General features: G+C 45.3%; 20 protein-coding genes and 1 pseudogene. 11 read left to right on the forward strand and 10 right to left on the reverse strand.

The window, feature by feature from the left end; all coding sequences use genetic code 11:
- Positions 1 to 829: AEC family transporter (locus tag A3G19_RS07165; protein WP_294871614.1), on the reverse strand; the 829-nt coding region annotated here is incomplete at its 3' end.
- Between the two features lie 90 nt (positions 830 to 919).
- Here A3G19_RS07165 and A3G19_RS07170 point away from each other — a divergent pair.
- From A3G19_RS07170 to A3G19_RS07195, 6 genes are all read left to right on the forward strand, one after another.
- Positions 920 to 2,521, forward strand: coding sequence for an FAD-dependent oxidoreductase (locus A3G19_RS07170; RefSeq protein ID WP_015652479.1), 1,602 nt, complete (start codon positions 920 to 922; stop codon positions 2,519 to 2,521).
- Positions 2,522 to 2,660: 139 nt separating this feature from the next.
- The gene (locus A3G19_RS07175) at positions 2,661 to 3,356 is read left to right on the forward strand and encodes a 2Fe-2S iron-sulfur cluster-binding protein (RefSeq protein WP_015652480.1); all 696 of its coding nucleotides are present in this window, start codon (positions 2,661 to 2,663) and stop codon (positions 3,354 to 3,356) included.
- A gap of 207 nt (positions 3,357 to 3,563) precedes the next feature.
- A complete protein-coding gene (locus A3G19_RS07180; protein WP_015652481.1) occupies positions 3,564 to 4,061 on the forward strand; it encodes a YajQ family cyclic di-GMP-binding protein in 498 nt (165 codons plus the stop codon).
- 9 nt (positions 4,062 to 4,070) lie between these two features.
- Positions 4,071 to 5,024, forward strand: a complete 954-nt coding sequence (locus tag A3G19_RS07185) for an HD-GYP domain-containing protein (protein ID WP_015652482.1) — start codon at positions 4,071 to 4,073, stop codon at positions 5,022 to 5,024.
- Entirely contained in the window at positions 5,021 to 5,635 is a 615-nt protein-coding gene (locus A3G19_RS07190) for a hypothetical protein (protein ID WP_015652483.1), read from the forward strand. The genes A3G19_RS07185 and A3G19_RS07190 overlap by 4 nt, the downstream gene beginning before the upstream one ends.
- A 12-nt stretch (positions 5,636 to 5,647) precedes the next feature.
- The gene (locus A3G19_RS07195) at positions 5,648 to 6,637 is read left to right on the forward strand and encodes an HD-GYP domain-containing protein (RefSeq protein ID WP_015652484.1); all 990 of its coding nucleotides are present in this window, start codon (positions 5,648 to 5,650) and stop codon (positions 6,635 to 6,637) included.
- On the opposite strand, the gene A3G19_RS07200 is transcribed toward A3G19_RS07195, so the two are convergent.
- Entirely contained in the window at positions 6,625 to 9,453 is a 2,829-nt protein-coding gene (locus tag A3G19_RS07200; protein WP_294871617.1) for a helicase-related protein, read from the reverse strand. The genes A3G19_RS07195 and A3G19_RS07200 overlap by 13 nt on opposite strands.
- Before the next feature lie 83 nt (positions 9,454 to 9,536).
- Here A3G19_RS07200 and A3G19_RS07205 point away from each other — a divergent pair, with 83 nt between their 5' ends.
- From A3G19_RS07205 to A3G19_RS07220, 4 genes are read left to right on the forward strand one after another with little or no spacing between them, the layout of a single operon-like run.
- Positions 9,537 to 9,845, forward strand: a complete 309-nt coding sequence (locus tag A3G19_RS07205; protein ID WP_015652486.1) for a hypothetical protein — start codon at positions 9,537 to 9,539, stop codon at positions 9,843 to 9,845.
- Positions 9,821 to 10,153, forward strand: a complete 333-nt coding sequence (locus A3G19_RS07210) for a DUF309 domain-containing protein (protein ID WP_291750910.1) — start codon at positions 9,821 to 9,823, stop codon at positions 10,151 to 10,153. The genes A3G19_RS07205 and A3G19_RS07210 overlap by 25 nt, the downstream gene beginning before the upstream one ends.
- Positions 10,146 to 10,766 (forward strand): NAD(P)H-dependent oxidoreductase, encoded by a 621-nt coding sequence (locus tag A3G19_RS07215; protein ID WP_015652488.1) that lies wholly within the window; start codon positions 10,146 to 10,148, stop codon positions 10,764 to 10,766. Before A3G19_RS07210 ends, A3G19_RS07215 begins: the two co-directional genes overlap by 8 nt.
- Before the next feature lie 11 nt (positions 10,767 to 10,777).
- The gene (locus tag A3G19_RS07220; RefSeq protein ID WP_015652489.1) at positions 10,778 to 11,623 is read left to right on the forward strand and encodes a mechanosensitive ion channel domain-containing protein; all 846 of its coding nucleotides are present in this window, start codon (positions 10,778 to 10,780) and stop codon (positions 11,621 to 11,623) included.
- On the opposite strand, the gene A3G19_RS07225 is transcribed toward A3G19_RS07220, so the two are convergent.
- The 6 genes from A3G19_RS07225 to A3G19_RS07250 form a co-directional block, all read right to left on the reverse strand.
- Entirely contained in the window at positions 11,624 to 12,733 is a 1,110-nt protein-coding gene (locus tag A3G19_RS07225) for an MFS transporter (RefSeq protein ID WP_294871620.1), read from the reverse strand.
- A 1-nt stretch (position 12,734) separates the two neighbouring features.
- Complete coding sequence (locus A3G19_RS07230) at positions 12,735 to 13,244, reverse strand: RDD family protein (protein WP_015652491.1); 510 nt, start codon at positions 13,242 to 13,244, stop codon at positions 12,735 to 12,737.
- 232 nt (positions 13,245 to 13,476) lie between these two features.
- Positions 13,477 to 15,279 carry a flagellar hook-basal body complex protein gene (locus tag A3G19_RS07235; protein ID WP_015652492.1) on the reverse strand — a complete coding sequence of 601 codons (1,803 nt, stop codon included), beginning with the start codon at positions 15,277 to 15,279 and terminating at the stop codon, positions 13,477 to 13,479.
- Between the two features lie 51 nt (positions 15,280 to 15,330).
- A complete protein-coding gene (locus A3G19_RS07240) occupies positions 15,331 to 16,671 on the reverse strand; it encodes a flagellar hook-basal body complex protein (RefSeq protein WP_015652493.1) in 1,341 nt (446 codons plus the stop codon).
- A 2-nt stretch (positions 16,672 to 16,673) separates the two neighbouring features.
- Positions 16,674 to 17,351 carry a flagellar hook capping FlgD N-terminal domain-containing protein gene (locus A3G19_RS07245; RefSeq protein ID WP_015652494.1) on the reverse strand — a complete coding sequence of 226 codons (678 nt, stop codon included), beginning with the start codon at positions 17,349 to 17,351 and terminating at the stop codon, positions 16,674 to 16,676.
- A gap of 15 nt (positions 17,352 to 17,366) precedes the next feature.
- Entirely contained in the window at positions 17,367 to 18,854 is a 1,488-nt protein-coding gene (locus tag A3G19_RS07250; RefSeq protein ID WP_294871622.1) for a flagellar hook-length control protein FliK, read from the reverse strand.
- 185 nt (positions 18,855 to 19,039) lie between these two features.
- On the opposite strand from A3G19_RS07250, the gene typA reads away from it, so the two are divergent.
- The gene (gene typA / locus A3G19_RS07255) at positions 19,040 to 20,845 is read left to right on the forward strand and encodes a translational GTPase TypA (protein ID WP_015652496.1); all 1,806 of its coding nucleotides are present in this window, start codon (positions 19,040 to 19,042) and stop codon (positions 20,843 to 20,845) included.
- Between the two features lie 3 nt (positions 20,846 to 20,848).
- Here typA and A3G19_RS07260 read toward each other — a convergent pair whose 3' ends face one another.
- Positions 20,849 to 22,072 carry an NAD(P)/FAD-dependent oxidoreductase gene (locus A3G19_RS07260; protein WP_015652497.1) on the reverse strand — a complete coding sequence of 408 codons (1,224 nt, stop codon included), beginning with the start codon at positions 22,070 to 22,072 and terminating at the stop codon, positions 20,849 to 20,851.
- 2 nt (positions 22,073 to 22,074) lie between these two features.
- A pseudogene (locus A3G19_RS07265) lies at positions 22,075 to 22,334 on the reverse strand (deoxyguanosinetriphosphate triphosphohydrolase); the annotation flags it as partial.

Raw genomic sequence — 22,334 nt, forward strand, 5'->3', positions numbered from 1 at the left:
TAACGGTGCGGGGCGAGCAATTATAGAGCGATGCGAGATTGACATTGGCCACCGCCAGAGGAACGATCAGTTCCAAAAATAAAATCCCCTTCACCATTGGATCCATCTCCACCATCCCTAATACGACAAATGCGATCAGCGGGATCAGGATAAACTTTGTCCCATTGACCCATACCGTGAGCCTAACGTTTATTTCGCCCAGTTTAATGCCGTATAGATAAATCCCAAACAACACCAGCTGCATTGTCATCGAGGCATAGGCTCCCATCATCAATGTTTTATCCACCGCAGGGCTTGGGACGTAACCGATGAGGTTTAGTGTGATCGCTACCAGTGCTGCCCAGAGTACGGGAAGTTTGAGAATATTCATCAGAGAATCACGCATGCTGAACTCACCTCGTGAATAGTAGAATACTCCGATGGTATAGACCACGAAAACATTAACGAGGTTGATGAGGGTGAGATAAGGGACGCTTTGTTCCCCAAAAAGTGCGATTCCTAGAGGGATTCCGAGGTTCCCCGTATTACCGATAAGAGCGGCAACGGTGGCGATGGAACGCTCTTTGGGATTATGAAAGAGCATTTTTGACAGAGGGATCATTAACAGCAATGAAATGATGGTGATCGCCAGATAGAGCGATGGAGCAAAGAGAAGTTCTGTATCGATAGGACGTTTGAGAAGTCCCCAAAAGGTAAGAAAAATTTGTAAAAAATAGACACTGAGCAATGTGATGGTACGGTCGTCAATTTTCTCTTTGAACGCCCATTTGGCACCGAAACCGACTGCGATAAAGAGGTAGATACCCATAATTGAGAATAAAGTTTGCATAGTTTATTTTATCCAAAAAATTAGTCAATCTTTTTGAGTTAGAGCTAACACTCCATCAGGTAAAATCGCAACAATAAGGAGTCAATCATTATGGCAAAAGTATTGATAATCGGGAGCGGTGGTGCAGGATTGGTCAGTGCACTTTCGGCTCGTGAAGCGGGTGCAGAAGTGATTGTAGCTTCCAAAACACTTCCTACAAGATCACAAACCTCGATGGCTCAGGGGGGGATGAACGCCGTTTTAGGTTCCGATGACACCATCGAAAATCATATCGCCGATACTCTACGCTCCTCTGCAGGGTTGGGGGACGAAGCACGAATTGCGCAGATGTGCGAGAAGGCTCCTGCTGCGGTTCGTTGGTGTAACTCTATCGGATTACCGTTTAGCCGTAATGAATCGGGTGAGATTGCAAGACGTCGTCTGGGGGGTGCATCGGCTCCGCGTGCTTGTTATGCACAAGATTACACAGGGCTAAAACTCCTCCATACTCTCTACGACCAATGTCTTAAAGCGGGGATTGAGTTTAAGAACGAGCGTTTTTTACTCAATCTTATCGTAGACGAAGAGACTAACCGTGTGTTAGGTGCGACGTTTTTACACATTGAAACGGGCGAAGTCGAAGAGATCCGCGCCGATGCGGTGATTTTGGCAACCGGCGGATACGGAGCATTGTATGGCAAACACTCGACGAACTCGGTACAAGCAAGCGGTGATGGTTTAGCGGCGGCGGTACGTGCCGGGGCGCACTTAGCCGATATGGAGTTTATCCAGTTCCATCCCACCGCGCTTAAAAGCTCTTCAATTTTGATCTCTGAGAGTGCTCGAGGCGCTGGAGGGTATTTGGTGGATGCGGAGGGTGATCGCTTTACCGATGAACTCGCTTCTCGCGATATAGTAGCACGTGCGATTCATGATGAAATCAATAAAAGCGGTGCAGTCTATCTCGATATCCGCCATCTCGGAGAAGCGTTTATCAACCATGAACTTCCTCAGGAGAGAAAGTTAGCGCAAATTTATGAGGGGATAGATCCGGTGTCAGAGTTAATACCGATCAAGCCTTCTGCCCATTACAGTATGGGGGGGATTGAAGTAAACGCCCAGTGTATGAGCAGTGTAAATGGGCTGTTTGCCGTCGGTGAATGTGCGAACCATAAAACACACGGAGCAAACCGGTTAGGGGGAAATTCGCTTTTGGAGTTGGTTGTTTTTGGACGTGAATGCGGGAAAAATGCGGTTGAATACGGCGTAAAACACCCTGCTCCCGTTTTAGAAAACACCCAGTTAGCCAAAGATACGAACTTTGTCCGTGGGGTGATGTATTTCACCAATCAGATCGATTTTTACCAAAAACAGGAGATGCTCGCTAATATCTTCTATAACAATGTGGGACTCGTGAGGGATGATATGGGGCTCAAAGCAGTTCTGGGGGCGATTCGCCAAATGCAAAAAGAGTTACCGTTTATGGGGCCGCGCGACAAGTCTAAAATCTGCAATACCAATTTGGTTGAATTTATCGAGTTTGGGAACAAAATCGAGTTAGCGGAGATTATCGTGGTGAGTGCGATCAGCCGTGTCGAGAGCCGAGGGGCACATTATCGTATTGATGCACCTGCACGTAATGACCGAATGTTCGGAGCCCACACAATTACATGGAAAGAGGATGGAGTGCTATGCGCGGATTTTTTACGATAAATACGCCGACGGAACGCGTCCCGTTCGGCTACGTTAACACTGGGTTTGCTCTAGCTGTAAGCCCGACGCTTACGCGTTTAAATGATCAAGATGATGAATATGACGACGATGAAGAGAATGAGCGGGAGTGGTGTGACTGATGGAAATAGCTATTGTTCGCGGCGAGGAATCACAAACGTATAACATCGAGTTAGAAAACGTAACTTTGCTTACGCTTCTCAATCACATTAAAACCAAAATCGATCCGACCCTCACCTATTCGCATGGATGCCGCAGCGGTGTCTGCGGTAGTTGTGCCGTGCGGGTGAATGGACGTGAGCAGCTGATGTGCGAATACAAACCCAGCGATGGGGATTGTGTTGAGCCGATCCGTAACGCCCGTGTGATTCGAGATTTAGTTGTCGATAATTCATCTGTCGAACGTTTTAACCGTGTTGGGATGGCATGGAGCGAGGAGAGTGCAAACGAGAGTGTGAGTAGCGATGAGATGGAGAGGATTGAGACGCAAAGCGATTGTATTTTGTGTACGTCGTGTTTCAGCGCCTGTCCTGTTTATGCGGTGAATCCGGATTTTATCGGCCCCTTTGCACTCACTCGTGTTTGGCGTTATGTGAATGATCCTCGTGAAGAAAACTATGATAGCAAAATTGCGGCGATCCAAACCAACGGGATTTGGGATTGTACTCTCTGTGGAGCATGTGTTCCTGTTTGTCCGCAGAACATCGCACCTGCACAGGATATCCGAATGTTACGAACCAAAAGCGGTATGATGGGGTATCCTGATCCGACGATGAATTTTGGGGGAGGTTTTGATTTGGGAGGATGGAATTTTTAATACTATTATTTTAAACGCCATCGAAGCAAAGCTCCAATGCGCTACGCTAACGCTGAGTTTACTTCAGCAGTAGGCTCAAAACAAGGGAACCGCTTTTTGTTTTTAGCAAAAATGTTTCTCTGAAAATCGCTTGCGATTTTAAAACATTAAGGTTTTGGTGTGTTATACTAACTGTTATAAATATAAAGTTTGTACAGGATAGATACAATGGCATCAGAACACTCTCTCGACATCTCCGCAAAAATTGATCTTCAAGCTTTCAAAGATGCGATTGCCCAAGCTGAAAAAGAGGCAATCGGTCGTTATGACTTCAAAGGGATTACCTACGAAATCAATTACCGTGAAAAAGAGAAACAGCTCATTCTCCTCGCTTCCAGCGATAACAAGCTCGACGCACTCAAAGATATTGTCATCGCACGACTTATTAAACGGGGGCTCTCTTCCAAGGCATTGGAAGAATTGAAAACCGAAGATGCAAGCGGGGGAGCGCGAAAAGCGACTTATAAAATCGTGGACAGCATCGAGTCCAAAGAAGCCAAAAAGATTATGGCAGAGATTAAAAACCTCAAAACAAAAGCAAGCGCGGCGATCGAGGGCGATTACATACGTGTGAAATCCAAACAGATTGATGAACTTCAAAAGATTATGGCGCACATCAAAGCTCAGGAGTGGGATGCTCCGCTCGTATTTGAAAATTTTCGCTAAGATATTCTGATGAACAAAAAACGGTATAAAGCGATTGATAAACGACTCATAACGGAGGGGTCTCAACTCGATTTTAACCTTTTTTTGACCAATGAGGCCAAAACGGCAATGAGTCTCTTTTTGCAAAGCGATACCGCAGTCGATGGCAATGCAAAAGTAAAACTCCGCGAAATTGAGTCGGTATATGTTTCTGAAGAAGATGAAGCCCGCTATAAAGCCTACGTAGAGCGGCATTTGCAAAGTATCGCAAAAAATAGTGATATACCCACCGAACAAAAAGCCCGTTTAGTCTACGAAAAAGCATCTGAATCGATGGATTTGATGTTTAAAAATCCCGAATCTCTCGAAAATGTTAAAAATGCGCAGCCGATTGTCAATAATTTCATTGATATTATTTTGCGCGACCGCTGTGCGGTTGAGTCGCTGATGAAGATTACGGCACACGATTATTACACGCATACCCACTCGATTAATGTGAGTATTTACACCCTTAGTTTAGGCTCCTTTCTCGGGATCGATGGGAAAGATCTGGAAGTGTTGGGAATGGCGGCGATTTTGCATGATTTGGGGAAAAGTAAAATCGATTATGAGATTATCAATAAAAATGGGAAGCTCACGGATGAAGAGTTCGCCCAGATGAAACATCATCCTGCCTTTGGGCATGAACTAGCATTGAAGTTAAATCTTATCGATGAGCGGATTTTGACCGCTATCCGACATCATCATGAGAAGATAGAAGGGGGCGGTTATCCCGATAATCTTAAGGGGGATAAAATCAGTCAATTCGCTCGTATTATTGGTGTTTGTGATGTGTTTGACGCTCTCTCTACCAAACGCTCTTATAAAGATCCGATGAGCTCTTTTGAATCGCTTTCGTTGATGAAGCAGCAGATGGTCGGACATTTGGATATGAATATGGTGGATGCGTTTATCCGTATGTTAAATAAACAAGGACAAAAATGAAGAAGATGACCATTGCAGATGCCGCAGAATATTTTAATGTTTCCAAAGAGGCCATTCATAACCGGATTCGTCGCGGAAGTTTAAATTGCATTGTTGAGAATGGGGTTAAATACGTTGCCGTTGAGTCAGCAAAAGCTAGCCCAGCGACTAATGTTGCAAGCGATAACCGTTATACCCACTACATTGAGCAGGAGAATGAGCGGCTCCGTGAAAAAGTGGACGTCCTCGAAAAAGAGACGACCCGTTTACGTGACCAGCGAGAGCAGATGTTAATCGATGAGAGGGTTAAAGTCGAACAGATTTATAAAGAGCGAGATGCTCAGTTGCGCAGTGTTTTACACGTTGTTGCCACGAAATTTCTCTCTCATGCCAATGAAGAAGCAATAATGCAAGAAGCAGATGCCATTAATGCTGATGTAGTTGATACAGAGATCGATGAATGGATTTCTCTCAAATCATTTTTAAAACTCAAACGGATCAAAGACAAAGAGAAAAAAAGGGTTAAAAGTCGTTTTGGATCGGCAGTAGAGAATGGGGATAAACGTTTAAGCCTGAGAGACGGGAAGATTTTTTTGAACCCTTCTCAATACGATTATACCGATTTACTTTAATAAGATGTAATGATGAAACAGATTCGTATTCAGCATGCTATTCCCTCAACCGAAATGCAGCGATACGTTCAGATCGAAAAATGGATTTTGGATGTTGGGGATATGTTGGAGTGCGATTTGTACGTCGCGGTAGGGGATCGTGAGGAAAAGGAGCTTCTTTTAGGCAAAAATGAGCCGCTTGATAAGGAGACTAAAGCGAGGATCGATCAGACACACGTTCTTTATATCCGAGAAGAAGATCTCCCGATATACAATAAATTTATCGATATTATTGTTCAAACCGTAGCTCAAAACAGCCATATTGCTATCACGAAAAAAGCAGCTGTGATTTATCGGCAGGCATCCATCATCTTGGATGAGATGTTTGATAATCCTGAAGCGTTGGAAAATGTACCCAAATCAAGAAAAGTGGTTAATGTTTTTGTAGAGACAATTTTCAGCGACAAGCATGCGATTGAATCGTTGATTAAGATTACGGCGTATGATTATTACACCCATACCCATTCGATCAATGTTTGTGTGTATGCCTTGAGTTTAGGCTCATATCTGGGGTTGAACGCTCATATGCTCGAAGAACTCGGTATGTCGGCATTGTTGCATGATTTAGGGAAAAGTAAAGTGGATCGTGCCATTACTAACAAAAAAGGGATATTGACCCATGATGAGTATGAGCAAATGAAACATCATCCTGCTTATGGTTATGCGATTGCTTTGAAAATCGGTATTAAGGATACCCTTGTTCTCGATGGAATCCGTCATCATCATGAAAAACTCGACGGAAGCGGATACCCTGATGGCTTATCAGAGAGTAAAATTACCCTTTTTGCCCGTATTATAGGGGTTTGTGATGTGTTTGATGCCTTATCGACAAAACGGCCTTATAAAGAGAGATTAAGTTCGTACGATGCTCTTTATTTGATGAAAGAGACGATGAAAAATCATTTGGATATACATATGGTGGATTCATTTATCCAAATGCAGCGGAGAGATCAGCCTCTGTAGGAGCGCTTTTTCTCTCTTGGGTGAAAGTTGGACGGGGGCGATTGCCGTGCTTTGGAGCGGTTGAGGTTGTTAAAACAACTTTGGCAGATGGCAAATTCTGCATTTGGCGCTAACGGTTTTCCGCATGTTTTGCATCGCGGTACAAAATGGCTTTGTTGGAGTGAGTTTTCGATAAATCGGTTCAGCTCTCCCCGAAATGTTCGCGCTTTTTCCGCATCTACGAAAAACTCTCCCATCCGATACGACAGCCATAAATAGAGACTGATCTCTTTGATTCGGTCTTCTGCCTCCTGAAGCTCCTCCATGGAGAGGGCATGATTCCCCAAACGCTGCGGAGGAATGTAGGCGATCGGTTTTTTTTGCTCCAGAGCCCTCACGTAACGCTCGAATGCCGCCATCACCAGTGGAGATGAGGTCGATAACGGTGCGGTAGCGAGGGTGTATTTGGTACGCATGTCCAAATCATATCGATCGACGATAGCCGAGGCCTCCTGCATCGATTCGAGGTTTGCGGCACGGAACGGTCCTTCAAATTTCATGTTTTGGACAAAAAAATCGACGATGTTGGAAAGGGATCTCTCCTCTAAAATATTCGAGACGAGCATAATGTGATCGAAGTTTGCCATAACGTTAAACGGCAGAGTAATAGGTTCGATGTTTTTGGTAAACAGGGTCGAAACGGTTTTAAGGACATCGTTGGTGAGCGCTCCGACATACCCTTTTTCACTTAGCCCGTACCGTCCTGCCCGACCTGAAATTTGCCGTACTTCGGTTGAAGTGAGGTTTCGTTGGTTTTGCCCGTCAAATTTATCGGCTTTAGAGAAAAGGAGCGTTTTAATGGGAAGGTTTAATCCCATGCTGATGGCGTCGGTCGCAACGAGGATATCGGTCTCCCCTTCACGGAAACGGCGCGCTTCCTCGCGGCGTACTTCAGGACTGAGATTCCCATAGATGACGCTGGTACGGTACGTTTTGGAGAGTTGTTGTTTGAGCCGCAGGGCATTGGAACGGGTAAAGGCGATAACAGCTGTTTTAGGTTCGATTGCGTCGATAGGGGTAGCAGATTTGAGGAGTTCGAGAGGGTTTTTCCGCTCAAACTCAACAATCTCAAGCGGTTCACCCAAATATTCGGCTAACGCGATAACAGCTTCACGGGCATTGGGTGAACCCGTCATAATGACCGTTTTAGCCGGAGCGCCGATAATGGCATTTGCCCAGGCCCATCCACGGTCTCGATCGTCGATCATCTGTACCTCATCGATGACACAGCAATCGACCTCAACCTCGAAGCTTAACATTTCGATGGTGGAGCTGATATGGGTCGCATCTTCATCCAGGAGCTGTTCTTCTCCGGTGATGAGCGACGCGCTGACACCCTCATCCCGAAGAGTCTCGTACCCCTCCAATGCTAACAAACGCAGAGGTGCGAGATAGTATCCTGTCCCTGCTTTTTTGAGCTGTTGAAATGCCGTATAGGTTTTACCGCTGTTTGTGGGACCCGTGTGAAAAATGAGACGGCGGCGGAGTGAGCGAGCGAGGGGAAAAAGATTTTTAAAATCGCGTACGGTTCGCGCTAACAATGCTTGGCGCTGACGTTTGAGCAGTTCACTCGCGATTCGTTGATCGTAGGAAAACAATACCCGCCGTGACGTTTTAGAACTGATGTGGGGTGTAAGGGTAAGATAGGGCAGAAGTAACTCATATACGATAGCATAAAGTGACTCTTCGTTCATTTCCAAAAGTTTGGAGCGTTCTCGGCACTCATTCATCAAATGCTCTAACTCATTTAAAAAGGCTCTCTCTTCGTGGATGCTTTGTTCTTCTACCATTGTGGTGATGGTGAGCTCTTCTTCGTTCCAGATTTGTCGGCTCAGCTCATTTGCATCCAGATGGAGGGACAGCGTATATTTAAGCGCCTGTGCACGATGTGGAAGCGGAAGCTGTTTATCTATTTCGATGATCAGATCATCGGAGGTAATCGATGTGAGTGGAGTATGCAGATGGCGTGCCAAAACATCTCGTAAAATATCGATGTTGAGTGAACCGTAGGTTTGGGTCGAAGGGGGTGCACTTTTGAGCGAAGCAATAATCTGCTCACGGCTAAGATAACGGTGAGCCGTGAGGTTAAGGGAGGATAAAAACAGATCCGTTTGGGCCTGTTTTTGTTGTGTTAGTCCATTTTTAAGTTCAGTGATCTCAGGGGCCAAGATCTCCAAAGCCTCTTCATGGAGCCGTTTTTCATTCAACGGCGCTGTTTTAAGGACATGGATTTTGGTAAAACTCTCACCGTCGAGTCGGTAGGTGATCGGAGCGTAATACTCTAGCGAATCGTCAAAATTGAATTTCCCTTCTACCGCTTTTTCAAGGGATTCCCGTTTTCGGGTGTAGCGGATATGCTCTAACTTGGAGGCGATTTTATCCGGGGTGATTTTGCGGGTACGTATATCGATAAACGAGGCATGAAGATCGCGTCGCTCAGCGTCGCTCAGCTCAAATGCTTCGAGAAGTTCATCGATCTTTTCTTCTCTCTCATGCGGCTTCTCTTTGGGTTTTGGATTGGGGTAAATTTTCCCCTCTTGTTTGAAAAAAGCGACGATCATTTCGCGGTTGTCGCTTTCCCCTTCTGACCATAAACGGCGGAAAGTTTTAATTAAGCCTGTTTTATCGGTTGTGCCGTTAAAGATACCCAGCGTATGGGCGAGGGCGATAAGTGCCTCGGTCGGAACTCTCTCTATCCCCTCATCGAACCCTTCATCGCCGAAAAAATGGCGGATGGATTGGTTAAGTTTGATCATTTTTTTCTTTTTCTTTGCCATAGTGTAAGTGTAGCCTAAAATCCTAAGGCTAAAGCATTTATTGCTTTGATAAACTCTCATAAAATAATAGACGGGACGAGACAATGGTCGATTTAAGTGTCGATGAATGGACGCAAGAAGAATTTTTACGGAACAAAAAGGCGTTAGAGGCAGAAGGGATCAAAGTACTGTTGATCGATACGATTCTCAATCCTATCGATGGGATAGAAACCACTCTTTATGCTCCGCCGCTGCTGAAATCGGAGTCGGAGGGGAGCGTATTTGTTTTCTACTGCGACAGTGGCAAATCCTCTAAAGAGCGGTTGCATGAGTTTCGATCCAAATTTCCGAATCATGTGTGTATCAGTTTACGAGGAGGGCGAGGGTATTGGCGCAAGAATTTGAGAGTATAACCACCGCATTTGCCGCGTATGAGTGTTCGATGAGGGAGGAGCGTTTTTACGATGCCCATGCGGATTTGGAACACCTATGGTATCCGCGCCGTTTTGAAGATGACGATGAGGTAAAGCTCTGGAAAGGGTTTATCAATGCGGCGGTCTGTTTTGAACTTATTAAACGGGGACGTCCAAACCCCGCAGAAGTTGCATGGCAAACCTATCTCAAATATTCCCCTCTTTTGGAGAATCTTATGACTCCCCATAAACAACTCTACGTTAGAATAAGAGAACTTATTGAAACTACAAAGGGGCATTATGTCTGAATTTTTAAATGCGATGGCATTTCGTCATGCGTGTAAAGTATTTGATGCTGAAAAACAGATTCCGGCCGAGCAGTTTGAATCGATGCTGGAGGTGGTGCGTTCCTCCCCCTCATCATTCGGGATGGAGCCGTGGAGAGTGATTGTGGTACGCAATCCGAATCTGCGCAAAGCACTTAAAAGTGCCTGTTGGAATCAAAATCAGATTACCGAATGTTCCGAACTTGTGGTGTTTACCACCGATAATGATACGGTTCGCAGCGCTACGCCTTATGTCCGTAAAATGTTTGAACGTCGAGGTCTCTCTCCCGAAGCGGTCGATACCTACATGGAGGTCTATAAAAACTATTTAGAACCCATTGAGGAGGATGAAGTGCTGTTGGAGAACTGGACGGCAAAACAGTGTTACATCGCGATGGCGAACATGATGACCTATGCGGCAACACTAGAGATCGACAGTTGTCCAATCGAGGGTTTTGAGAAAGAGGAAGTCGAAGCGATTCTGGATCTGGAATATGGTCACAGCGTAGCCGTTATCTGCGCGTTTGGATATCGTGTTAAAGCTCAAAGTGAGCAAAAACGATTAAGCATCAAACAGATCGTTGAATACCGCTAAGGAATCATCACATGCTAAGCAAGATTGAACACGTAGAAGACAAAGTGGCTCACTACAGTGATATCGTATTAGAATATTCAACCGAGTACGGGTTGAAAATCCTCGGTGCGCTCCTCATTTTCTTTATCGGAAAATGGGTAGCTCGTAAAATTATCGCGTTGATGCGGCGAGGTATGGAGCGTGCCGGAGTCGATCCGACATTGATCTCCTTTGCAAGCAATGCCCTTTATGTCGTTTTGATCATTATGATCATTGTTGCTGCCATCAGCAACGTCGGGGTTGAGACGACCTCGTTTATGGCCATTTTTGGTGCCGCAGGTTTAGCAATCGGTTTGGCACTAAAAGATACCCTTGCCAATGTCGGGGCGGCAGTTCTTATTATCTTTTTTCGTCCGTTTAAAGTGGGAGATTTTATCGAAGCATCAGGGGTTATGGGTAATGTTAAATCGATTAATCTTTTCTCGACGACCCTTACAACGACGGATAACCGCTCCATCATTATCCCCAATGGGGCATTGATCGCCGGTAACATTATAAACTACACCGGAAATCAAACCCGCCGGATCGATATGACATTTGTAATCGATTATAAAGATGATTTGAGGGTGGCGAAAGAAGTGGTCATGAACGTCCTTCAATCGCACGAAAAGGTACTCAAAGAGCCGGAACCGATTGTGGCCGTGGGTGCTTTGGAACGGGATGGGGTACAGTTGATTGTCCGCCCGTGGGTAATCGTAGAGGATTATTGGAATGTATCGTTCGAAATCACTGAATCGGTAAAGCTTGAATTTGATAAGCACCACATTACCGTTCCGTTTCCGCAAATGGATTTGCACCTTAAAAAAAGGGATAACTGATTAAGCGTCAGTTCTCTTTCTAGCGATTTTGAACGCAACGGCTGCGCCCAATGCGGCAATTGCTCCCCCTACAAACAACCATTTCGGGGTATACTGATAAAGTGCCCCTGCTCCGATAGCCCCGATAAATCCCCCAAGACCATACGAAATTCCAAAGAAAAACTGTTGAGACAGCCGGCGTGCATGATAGAGTTCAAAAAGCATTGCGATTGCGGCCGTATGGAACAGGGCAAAACTAAAGGCATGGAGACTTTGAGCCGCAAATAAGAGTGTCGTGGTGTCAGGGAACAGTGCGACAATCATCCATCGCAGTGCGGTAATAAATGCGGTGATCACGAGAATCTTTTGTAAATTTCCCCGCAATAACGGCCCTTGAAAATAGAACATCAAAATCTCTGCGATAACTCCAAAGCTCCACAACCATACGGTAGTTTCCAAAGAGATACCGTGATCGGTTGTATAGATGGTAAAAAAATTGTAAAAAGGACCAAAGCTCACCTGCATCAGGAAAAACCCGATCCACAGCGGTATATGCTCACGTATTGAGAAGAGGCAAAGATCGTCCTTTTCCCCGCATTCACTTGACGTTGTTCCGTGCTGAGTTCTTCCGATCAGTGCTCCGTATATCAGTGTAATAAGGGCCATTGCGATTAAAAAGCTGATCCCTACATACGGAGTGCTCAGAAATTTAACCAGCACGAGTGAAACAGCGATAAATCCCAGTGAGCCAAAAAGGCGAATACGGCCATAACGCTCTCGTCCGATATGTTCCAGCGCGATGACTTCGATGTAGGGGAGGATGAGGGCGATACCGATACCAAAGGAGATGTTAACAAGCAGCAGAGGCCAGAAATGCTCCAGAGTAGGATAAAAACCAACCGCACTAAGTCCCATCAGCAGGAGTGCGGTAAAAAACGTTTTTTGATCCAGTCGAAACCCTTTTAAAAATAAAAACGGCAGAGCAAAGCGGACAAGGGGTGCCGAGGCAAAAATAATTCCGATTTGGAGCGGATCATATCCAACCTCAGAGAGGATTTTTGGGATGAAAATAATGTGCACCCCGATCAGGGCAAAATAGAAAAAATAAAAAGAGGAAATTAAAACAGCCACGTTAGGGGACACGTATTACGGCAGTGCCGCTTAGAAGATCATGAAGGGCGCGCTTGTCTTTACGAAAGAGACCGATAAAAAATCCGATCAGGGTGATAAGGGAGATAAAATAACCGATAAAACGGAGTGTTAGCTTCCCTATAGAGGCATTTTGGAGTGTTTGTGCATCGACAACTCGGATACGGGAGAGCTTTTTCCCCGGTGTTTGACCGCTGACATGCCAAAGCCAAACGTAGGTAATCAGAAATAAGCTTATCTGGGTGATGGAAGCGATGGGATTTGGAGGATTGCTCTGCGCTTTTGGGTCATGAACCAATACGTCCAAACCGCTGGCAGTGTGCATCTGATCGTATCCGAAAATCGCCATAGTGAGGAGGGAGATCGGTAAGCCGATCATAAAGATATCGGTCACAAATCCAGCTGCACGAGGCCAAAAAGGGGCAAACAGTGTTTTTGCTTTTTGCAGTTGCGGATAAGATTGTTTTTTAGTTTTAAGGGTGCGCCATCTCATAACGCAATTATAACGTTATTACCATTCGTTTACCAATTTGGTTCATAATTCTTTTATCCCGATTGACAGCAGCAAGTCAATAGAGATTTTTTTCATTCATCACTCACTCCTTAAGTTTCAAAGCCTCGGCGAGACTCCTTACTCGTCGAGCCTCTATACTCCCGACAAACAATTCTAAAACAAAAAAAACAAATAGATGATGATTAAGAGATTGGTTAACACGCTATGCGTGTTAACGTTTGAGCCCGATAAGGGTTTCGAGAAGGGTATCAGAGGTGGTAATCGTTTTACCGTTAGCTTGATAACCGCGCTGGATAATGATAAGGTTGGTTAGTGATTTAGATAAATCGACGTTGGATGCTTCGAGTGCCGAAGATTGCATAAATCCTCGTCCTGCCGTTGCCGCCGTACCGATAATCGGATCGCCGGAGTTGGCTGATTGCAGATAAACGTTTCCGCCATCGCTTACTAACCCTTCGTTATTCGAGAACTTCGCCATTCCGATTTGTGCCAAACCAAATGAACGTCCGTTTGAGAAAGATCCGACTAACGTACCGCTTTGGTCAATTCGGATACCGACCAAATCCCCGCCCGGGAAACCGTCTTGAGAGATACCGCTGGTAGCAGAGTCATTATCAAAACTGGTAATACCGTCGAATGCACCGATTGATCCAAAATCTAGTGCAACTGCTTGGTTGGGCGCCGCACCGTTATTTGGGGAAAAATCGATACTTGGAAGATTATAGCCGGCAAGTTCCCCGTTACTTCCAAACTGGATAATTCCCCCCTCTAAAATATTTTGGTTGGGAGCGATACCGCCGATTGAACCCGGCTGAGGAACCGTAATGGTATAACCCCATTCGGTTACACCATTGATAGTATTGACCGTTTGTTTACGGAAGTCCATCTTAACGGTATGTTTAGACCCAAGTGAATCATAAATGTCGATACTGGCTGAGTGGGTTGCCGCATTGACCGCTTGCGATTGTTTAACCGATGTTCCGACCGGTAAAGCACCTGCCATAGTGGCAAAATTTTGGGTAAAACGGGTATTTTCAACCGTATTTACATCGGTAATCGCTGATACAGAAAGGGTTATTGCTGATCCAGCTGTGTTGCTGACAATAAACTTACCCTGATCATTCACCGTAACCGTAGCACCTGCTGATTGGGCTACAGCCATAGTTTGCAACCCGGCTCTTAGATTTTCTGTTGTTTGGAAATAATAGGTATCCGGCGTTGTCGTTGCATCAGTGGTACCGGCTAAGGTCGCATCATTGGTATAGCGAAAGTTTTGGGTAGTAGTTCCCCCGTCAAATGAGACAACAATACCTTGTCCTGTATATGGGCTTGCCGTTGTTGAGGCAGCTAACTGGAATGCTTCGCCGCTGGCATTGAACATAACACCCATATCTTCGGTTGTTTCACTTGCTCCAACCCCTGCGGTTGAGTCGAGTGTATAGGTTGGGCTGTATTGTTCGACCGTTCCACTGGAACTGAGATTGGCTTTGACAACCACCTGTGTACTCGCATTTGCCGGAGTTGTAAGTCCGGGCGGGATTTGGATGTTGGCGATCGGTGCGGTTGAATCGACGAGGCCGGTATCTTCATCACGTACCCATCCTTGGACGATAAAGCCGTTATTGTCGACGAAGTTACCCGATGCGTCGAATTTAAAGTCTCCGGAACGAGAGTATTTATAGGTATTTCCCCCATCCGAGCTGACGATAAAGAAGCCGTCACCTTGGATCGCAACGTCGGTATTTTTATCGGTATTTTGGATCGATCCTTGAGAATGGATACGAGTAACCGAAGTCACCGAAGCCCCTAGACCGATTTGAACGGCATTTTTACCACCGAGTTCTCCCTGCGGAGCCGTCGCGATTTGATTGGTTTGAGCCAACAAATCCGAAAAGTTTGCACGAGAGTATTTATACCCGATGGTATTAACGTTAGCAATATTATTAGACTCAACGTCCATTGCGATCTGATGCGATTGCAATCCGGTAACACCTGCGAAAAGTGATCGTAACATAATATGTCCTTTATGACAAAGTAAAATACATAAGCAAAAAATGGTCCATTTTTAACGGTGCATTGAGAGGGCTTTTTGGATCATCTCATCTACGGTCGTAATGGTTTTTGAGTTGGCCTGATAGGCACGCTGCATGATAATCATATCGGTTAGACCCACATCGACACGGACGTTAGAGGCTTCAAGATTTCCGCTTCGTACCAGTGCACCATTGATGGCATTACCGTTTTCATCGGTCCAAAAGATAGGTTCCCCGCTATCGGAACTCTCTTGAAAGTAGGTACCCCCTTCACGATTCAATCCTTGATCATTTTGAAAATGAAAGACCGCAACTCTTCCGATGGCGCTTTGACGGCCGTTCGAGAAATCAGCGACGATAACGCCGTTAAGATTAATACCGTATTTGGTAAGGGTTCCCCCCGAAACACCGTCGGAACGTGATGATCCGCTGGTTCCAACACCGTCAATCGAAATGACACCGCTGTAACCGGTTCCCAAATCAACGGAAACCTCTGTTCCGTCGTTGTTCATCGATGTGATGTCAAAGCTCGAAAGTGCTCCGGATTGACCAAAAATCGCTTGCCCGTTTTTGGTATCGTAAGTAATACTTCCATCATTTGAGGTAACGGTGGCAACAACATCCCATGCAACCCCTTCTGAGGGCTGTGTAGCACTCATACTAAAGGAGAGTTTGAGACGGTTAACCTCATTCGCGGCACTGACAACATCGGCACTGATGGTGCGAGAGGTATTTTCGACACCGAGATTCCCGAAAAAACTTGTTTCTGTCGTAGGAACAACCGGATAGGCTATACGAGTTGGAAACTCTAGAATCCCTTGTTCACCGGCTGTACTCAATTCAGCTTCGCTGGTAGGATTACTGATAACATACGCTCCCGGAGTTGCATTAGAGGCGGTATCGCCATAATCAAATGCGCTGTTGTAGGCAAAATTGCTCAGCATTGTCCCTCGAACAAACATACCATCGGCGGTAACTAAACGTGCAGCGGAAGAGTTTACATCCCCTTCATTTTTCTGATAGGTATCAAAAGAGAAACTTCCATCGCGGGAATAGTAATATTTGTCATTGGTGGTCATAACCCCAAACCATCCATTCCCTTCAAGTGCCAAATCAGTATAACGATCGGAAGGCATAAGCGCACCCTGTGCGAACTGAAAGCTGGTAGCCTGAAGTTTAACGCCATAACCGATGTCATCGCTTGTAGGTGTTGAAGAGTGAGAATTAATGACTTTACTAAATAGATCGGCAAATTCGGTTGTTGTACTTTTATAGGCAGTAGTACCGGAATTGGCCAAATTGTCCGCAACGACATCCAATCCATATTGATGGGTTTGTATCCCCATGATTCCTGCGTAGTATCCCTGTGTCATGATTAATTACCTGTCACTTCTTTGATCGTGCTAAAGTCTATATAGCTTGATCCGAGTTTGGCATAGGTTTTACCGCTGTCAAATTTGATCGATTCGATTGGATATAAACCTACTCGTGCCGTAGCGGTGGTACCATCTGTTTTAGTGTATTCAGATTCGACATAATAGACTCCTTCATCGAGAGTAAGGCCGCTGTCATTGGTTCCGTCCCAGGTGTATTTAGCGATACCTGCATCGGTTGCTCCGATATTCATTGCGCGGAGTTTATTACCGTTTTTGTCTAAAATATTGACAGTGCCGGTGCTGACATCATCCGGGAAATAGAGTTCAAAATCAACATCCTCCCCTTTGCTCAAAACGATAGCATTGCTCCCCGTATCAGCGATTTTGCCGATTGCAGCAATACCAGAGTATTGTAGAGAGGAGCTCAATGAAGTGGCAAGCTCTGAAAGAGCTTTATTGGTATTTTCAGATGCTTCAAGTGCCGCGAGTTGAGAAGTTTGAGACAAAATTTTCTCACTGTCCATTGGTGCGGTTGGATCTTGATATTTGAGTTCCAAAAGGAGCAACTTTAGAAAATCGTCTTTTCCTAAAACGCTGTTAGGGTTTGTTGTACTTGTAGAAGCGGTCGTTGTTGTTGAAGCAGCACCTAGCGTGTTGCCGTATGCGTCGATAGCCATAATAGTCTCCTCTGGTTACGCGTAATGCGGAATGATGATTTCAAGAGCTGATAATTGCTCTTCGTTCAGGGTGAGTTCTTCGAACGACTCATACGATTGGAAAGCATTTTGACGCTGCTCTTGTTGATGCTGTTGATTTTGAGCATTGCTTTGTTGTTGATTCTCTCCGCCGGACATAAAGTTCATCGTAGCGTTAGTGATTCCCAATTGTGCCAATTGGGCTTTAAGCTCCGTCGCATTGTGCGCTAAAAAAGCGATGCTGGAGGTATTGTTGGATTGGATATTGACATGAACATTATTGCCCCGTTGAACGAGCGTTACTTCGACCTCTCCCAGCTTTTCGGGATTGAGTTTCATGGTTAGCCGGGTAAAAGGCGGTTTATACTCTTGGACGGCCTCTTTAAGCTCACCGGCAAAAATACGCATACTCTGCTGCGCTTCTTTTGATTTCACTTCGATTGAATCGGCTTTGGGAACATGCATCGCTTTGGATGAGTCTCCCTCGATTTTTACGGTATGGGAACCTTCACTCTTGGAGTCGTTGGACTCATTGCTCCCTTGTAAAAGAGTGAGTAAACTCTCTGCTTTTGGATTGATGGTCGTATGTTGAACCGCTTTTTCGGTTTCAGGAGTGTTTGCTGAGGGTGAAGTAGCTAGAGCGACTAAAACTGTTGCTGCCGGCGTGGCTGTTACCGGAGTCTTTTCCGCTGCAACAGTCGGTGCAATGGTTTCCCGTTTGTCGATATTTTGCAGAAGTGCTTTTAACGGCTGAGATTCGGATGTTTTCTTTGTCTCTTTATCGTCTAAAGGTTCTGTGAGAGGTCTATCGGTATTTTTTTGCTCTTTGCCTTTTATCTCACGCAACAGCTGCGTAATTGCTTCAAACGTGGTTTCTTCCGGAGCCGCTATCGGTAAAGCTGCAACCATTTTTGTCTCTAAAAGAGGTTTTGTTAGGATCTCAGGGGTAAAAGCAGAGCGCTCTTGTTCATCACTAATAAGGGTAGATAAAGAGATGCTCTGAGGTTCCAACCCCATCTTTTCAGCCAATTGAACGAGCCCTAACAAGGTTTTTGGCAGGCTCTTTGTCTCCGCTTGATACTCAGGAACTTTGGTAGTAATCTCATTTTTAAGATACTCTTTTGCCCGATAAATGAGAGTACGTACCTGATCACTAGAGAGAGTCCCTATGAGCTCTTTGGAAACGAGTAGCGATTCTTTTTCATCACTTCCGCTTAATAAAGACTGAAGCTCTTTAATGAGAGAAGGTTTTAGGTCACCCTTTTTTACGGAAGGATTGGTTGGTAGATTTTTAGGGTCGATAACCGTTTTGAAATCATTGGAAGCAGTGATGTTCATCTCACTATCTTTGACTTGCATTCCAAACGAGTTTAAAAGCTTTGAAAACAAGTCATTCGATTTCGTCGTAGAGGTTTTTTTGGCATTCCCCCCCAACAAATCGATGAGCGAGCTTTGCGCTTTGTCCCCTTTGCTGTGAATGATCATGGATGATCCTTAGGTGAGTGTACATTAGACACTCTTTTTGTTTTAAAGTAGATAACTTAAAGCAAAAAATATTCCACTTCATAAAAGTAATCTTTCTGTAATAATACTCTCATGCCTTAACACTACCTTAACCTTATGTGAGATATAATCCGCGAAAATCTTTGCCCTATTCATGAAGGACAGCAATGCAAAAAATTCGTAATATCGCCGTAATCGCGCACGTTGACCACGGTAAAACGACTCTAGTTGACGGATTGCTCAAGCAATCTGGTACATATGGAAGCCACGAACAAGTGAATGAAAGAGCGATGGACTCTAACGCCCTTGAAAAAGAGCGCGGGATCACCATTCTCTCTAAAAACACTGCGGTTCGCTACGGCGATCACAAGATTAACATTATCGACACTCCGGGCCACGCCGACTTCGGCGGTGAGGTTGAGCGTGTTTTGAAAATGGTTGACGGAGCGTTGATTCTCGTCGATGCGTATGAGGGTGTTATGCCTCAAACGAAATTCGTTGTTAAGAAAATGCTTGCCCTTGGGATCAAGCCAATCGTTGTTATCAACAAAATCGATAAACCATCCGCTGACCCTGAGCGTGTAGTAGATGAAGTATTCGACCTCTTCGTAGCGATGGATGCGACGGAAGATCAACTCGATTTCCCGATCGTTTACGCTGCGGCGCGTGATGGTATCGCGAAAATGGACATGTCTGAGCCTGATGGCGATTTCAAATGTTTGTTTGATACGATCTTGGACAAAGTACCTGAGCCTACCGGTGATGCAGAAAACTCGACTCAGTTGCAAGTTTTCACCCTTGACTACGATAACTATGTCGGTAAAATCGGTATTGCCCGTATCTTCAACGGTAAAATTGCAAAAGGGGATAACATCCTCCTTGCAAAAGCTGACGGTGAAATGGTCAAAGGTAAAATTTCTAAATTGATCGGATTCCTCGGATTGAACCGTATGGAAATCCAAGAAGCGGAAGCGGGTGATATCGTTGCCGTTGCCGGTATCGAAACGGTAGATGTTGGGGATACTATCTGTGATCCAGCAAACCCTATGCCACTTGACCCTATGCACATTGAAGAGCCTACCTTGACCGTTGTTTTCTCGGTAAATGACTCTCCACTTGCAGGTCAAGAGGGTAAACACGTTACCGCAAACAAAATCCGTGAGCGTCTTGATTCTGAGATGAACACCAACGTTGCAATGCGTTACGAAACGGTTGGAGAAGGTAAATTTATCGTTTCCGGTCGTGGTGAGCTTCAAATCACGATTCTTGCTGAAAATATGCGTCGTGAAGGATTTGAGTTCGGTATCGGACGTCCTGAAGTTATCGTAAAAGAGATCGAAGGGGTCAAATGTGAACCGTTCGAGCACCTTGTTGTTGACCTTCCGGCAGACAATGCAGGTACGATCATCGAGCGTCTTGGCCGCCGTAAAGCGGAAATGAAAGCGATGGTACCGATGGGTGAGGGCTTTACCCGCGTAGAGTTCGAAATTCCTGCACGTGGTTTGATCGGTTTCCGTGGTCAATTTTTGACGGATACCAAAGGTGAGGGTGTAATGAATCACTCGTTCCTTGAATTCCGTCCTTATACCGGTAACGTTGAGAGCCGCCAGTACGGAGCATTGATCTCTATGGAAGACGGTGTTGCGTTGGCGTACTCATTGTTCAACCTTCAAGATCGCGGTGTTCTTTTCACAGCGCCTCAAACGAAAGTGTACAAAGGTATGATCATCGGTGAGCACAGTCGTTCAAATGACCTTGACGTTAATCCGATCAAAGGTAAAGCACAATCAAACGTACGTTCATCAGGTGCAGACGAAGCGATCAAACTCGTTCCACCACGTGATATGAACCTTGAGCGTGCACTAGAGTGGATCGAAGACGATGAACTTCTCGAAGTTACTCCGATTAGTATCCGTATCCGTAAACGTTGGTTGGATCCTAGTGATCGTAAACGTTACGGAGCTAAGAAGTAATCTTTACTTTTTAGCCATCTCCTTGCCGGCGATCATACCGCTGGCCCATGCAAAGTTAAAATTATATCCCCCACGCTTCCCTACAATATCCAGAACTTCACCCGAAAAATAAAGTCCTTCTATCAATTTTGATTCCATCGTTTTGTTATTAATCTGTGCCGTACTGACGCCGCCGCCGCTTACTTCGGCGTGTTTGAATCCGTGGGTATCGGTAACGTCAAATTTCCATTCACCGATCAGTTGAGCGAGTTTTTTGATCTCTTTGGGGGTTAGGGTGGATACGCTCGCAGAGAGCGCTATAGCGGCGTCTTCGAGGAGGTAGGTTGCTATTTTCGCAGGGATCACTCCGCACAGAGCGGTATGCACGGTGTGTTTAGGGACAGAAGCGAATAGTTTTTCGATGACACTCACAAGCGCTACTCTATCATAACGAGGGAGGAGATTGAGGGAGATACTAACGCGTTGTTTATTGAGAAGAGCGTATGAGGCTCTTTGACTAATATCGAGGATCGCTAGTCCTGAGATACCGTACGCCGCAAAGAGGATATCCCCTGTTACTTTTGTGTTACTTTTTCCATCAATAAGCAAAGTCACTTCGGCGAGTGTTTTGACTCCTGCCATCTTGGGGTGATTTTTGGAGTTTAGATGCAGCTGCACGAGGCTGGGATAGGTCGGGATGATCTCATGTCCAAAGGAGCGGGCGAAAGTATAACCGTCGTTTGTCGCACCGAGTTGGGGCGCGGCTTCGCTTCCGGTTGCAATCAATACTTTGTCAAAGTGATTTTTACCCGAAGGGGTTTCGATGATAAAACGGTTCTCTTTTTTTGTGACACTACTTACGTGTGAATCGGTGATGATGTTGACCCCCGCTTCGCTTACGGCACTTTTGAGGGCAATCAATACCGATTTCGCCTCATTGGAGAGAGGATAGCATCTGCCATCTTCTTTGATGTCGAGAATCAACCCGATAGAGTTACAGAACTTTTCAAAATAGCCGAATGAGAGTTGTTTGAGTGCATAAGTGACAAAATGGGGGTCATTTCCTGCGTAGTCATCGTGAGTTGCAGTCGTATTGATGATATTGCACCGTCCGTTACCGGAGGCTAATATCTTTTTACCGACGGAGGCGTTATGTTCGTAAATCGTGACATCCGCACCTGTACGCGCTGCAAAGAGTGCCGCCATAAGTCCGCTTGCACCGCCACCGATAATTGCTATTTTATTCAAAATTACCCCTCCCTCCCATACAGTTCGTTATACAGTTCCATAGCGTATCGATCGGACATACTGGCGATATAGTCGCTGATAACACGGTGCGGATTGCGCCGATCACACTGTTCGAGGTAATAGCGTGGCAGCATCTTCGGTTCTTCCATCAATGCATTAAATAATCCTATAATCGCCTGTTTTCCGGCAAACATTTTGCGCATAATGTGTTTGTGTTGATAGAGTTCTTGATAAAGAAGCTTTTTGAGTTTTTTGATCTGCG

Origin of the sequence: Sulfuricurvum sp. RIFCSPLOWO2_12_FULL_43_24 (assembly GCF_001829605.1) — a bacterium.
GTDB lineage: Bacteria > Campylobacterota > Campylobacteria > Campylobacterales > Sulfurimonadaceae > Sulfuricurvum.

Coding starts and splice junctions, on each gene's coding strand:
- A3G19_RS07195 (WP_015652484.1), top strand. CDS start 5,648: ATGAAACAGATTCGTATTCAGCATGCTATTCCCTCAACCGAAATGCAG.
- A3G19_RS07170 (WP_015652479.1), top strand. CDS start 920: ATGGCAAAAGTATTGATAATCGGGAGCGGTGGTGCAGGATTGGTCAGT.
- A3G19_RS07240 (WP_015652493.1), bottom strand. CDS start 16,671: ATGACACAGGGATACTACGCAGGAATCATGGGGATACAAACCCATCAA.
- A3G19_RS07235 (WP_015652492.1), bottom strand. CDS start 15,279: ATGTTACGATCACTTTTCGCAGGTGTTACCGGATTGCAATCGCATCAG.
- A3G19_RS07200 (WP_294871617.1), bottom strand. CDS start 9,453: ATGGCAAAGAAAAAGAAAAAAATGATCAAACTTAACCAATCCATCCGC.
- A3G19_RS07185 (WP_015652482.1), top strand. CDS start 4,071: ATGAACAAAAAACGGTATAAAGCGATTGATAAACGACTCATAACGGAG.
- typA (WP_015652496.1), top strand. CDS start 19,040: ATGCAAAAAATTCGTAATATCGCCGTAATCGCGCACGTTGACCACGGT.
- A3G19_RS07180 (WP_015652481.1), top strand. CDS start 3,564: ATGGCATCAGAACACTCTCTCGACATCTCCGCAAAAATTGATCTTCAA.
- A3G19_RS07220 (WP_015652489.1), top strand. CDS start 10,778: ATGCTAAGCAAGATTGAACACGTAGAAGACAAAGTGGCTCACTACAGT.
- A3G19_RS07175 (WP_015652480.1), top strand. CDS start 2,661: ATGGAAATAGCTATTGTTCGCGGCGAGGAATCACAAACGTATAACATC.
- A3G19_RS07215 (WP_015652488.1), top strand. CDS start 10,146: ATGTCTGAATTTTTAAATGCGATGGCATTTCGTCATGCGTGTAAAGTA.
- A3G19_RS07245 (WP_015652494.1), bottom strand. CDS start 17,351: ATGGCTATCGACGCATACGGCAACACGCTAGGTGCTGCTTCAACAACA.
- A3G19_RS07190 (WP_015652483.1), top strand. CDS start 5,021: ATGAAGAAGATGACCATTGCAGATGCCGCAGAATATTTTAATGTTTCC.
- A3G19_RS07250 (WP_294871622.1), bottom strand. CDS start 18,854: ATGATCATTCACAGCAAAGGGGACAAAGCGCAAAGCTCGCTCATCGAT.
- A3G19_RS07230 (WP_015652491.1), bottom strand. CDS start 13,244: ATGAGATGGCGCACCCTTAAAACTAAAAAACAATCTTATCCGCAACTG.
- A3G19_RS07205 (WP_015652486.1), top strand. CDS start 9,537: ATGGTCGATTTAAGTGTCGATGAATGGACGCAAGAAGAATTTTTACGG.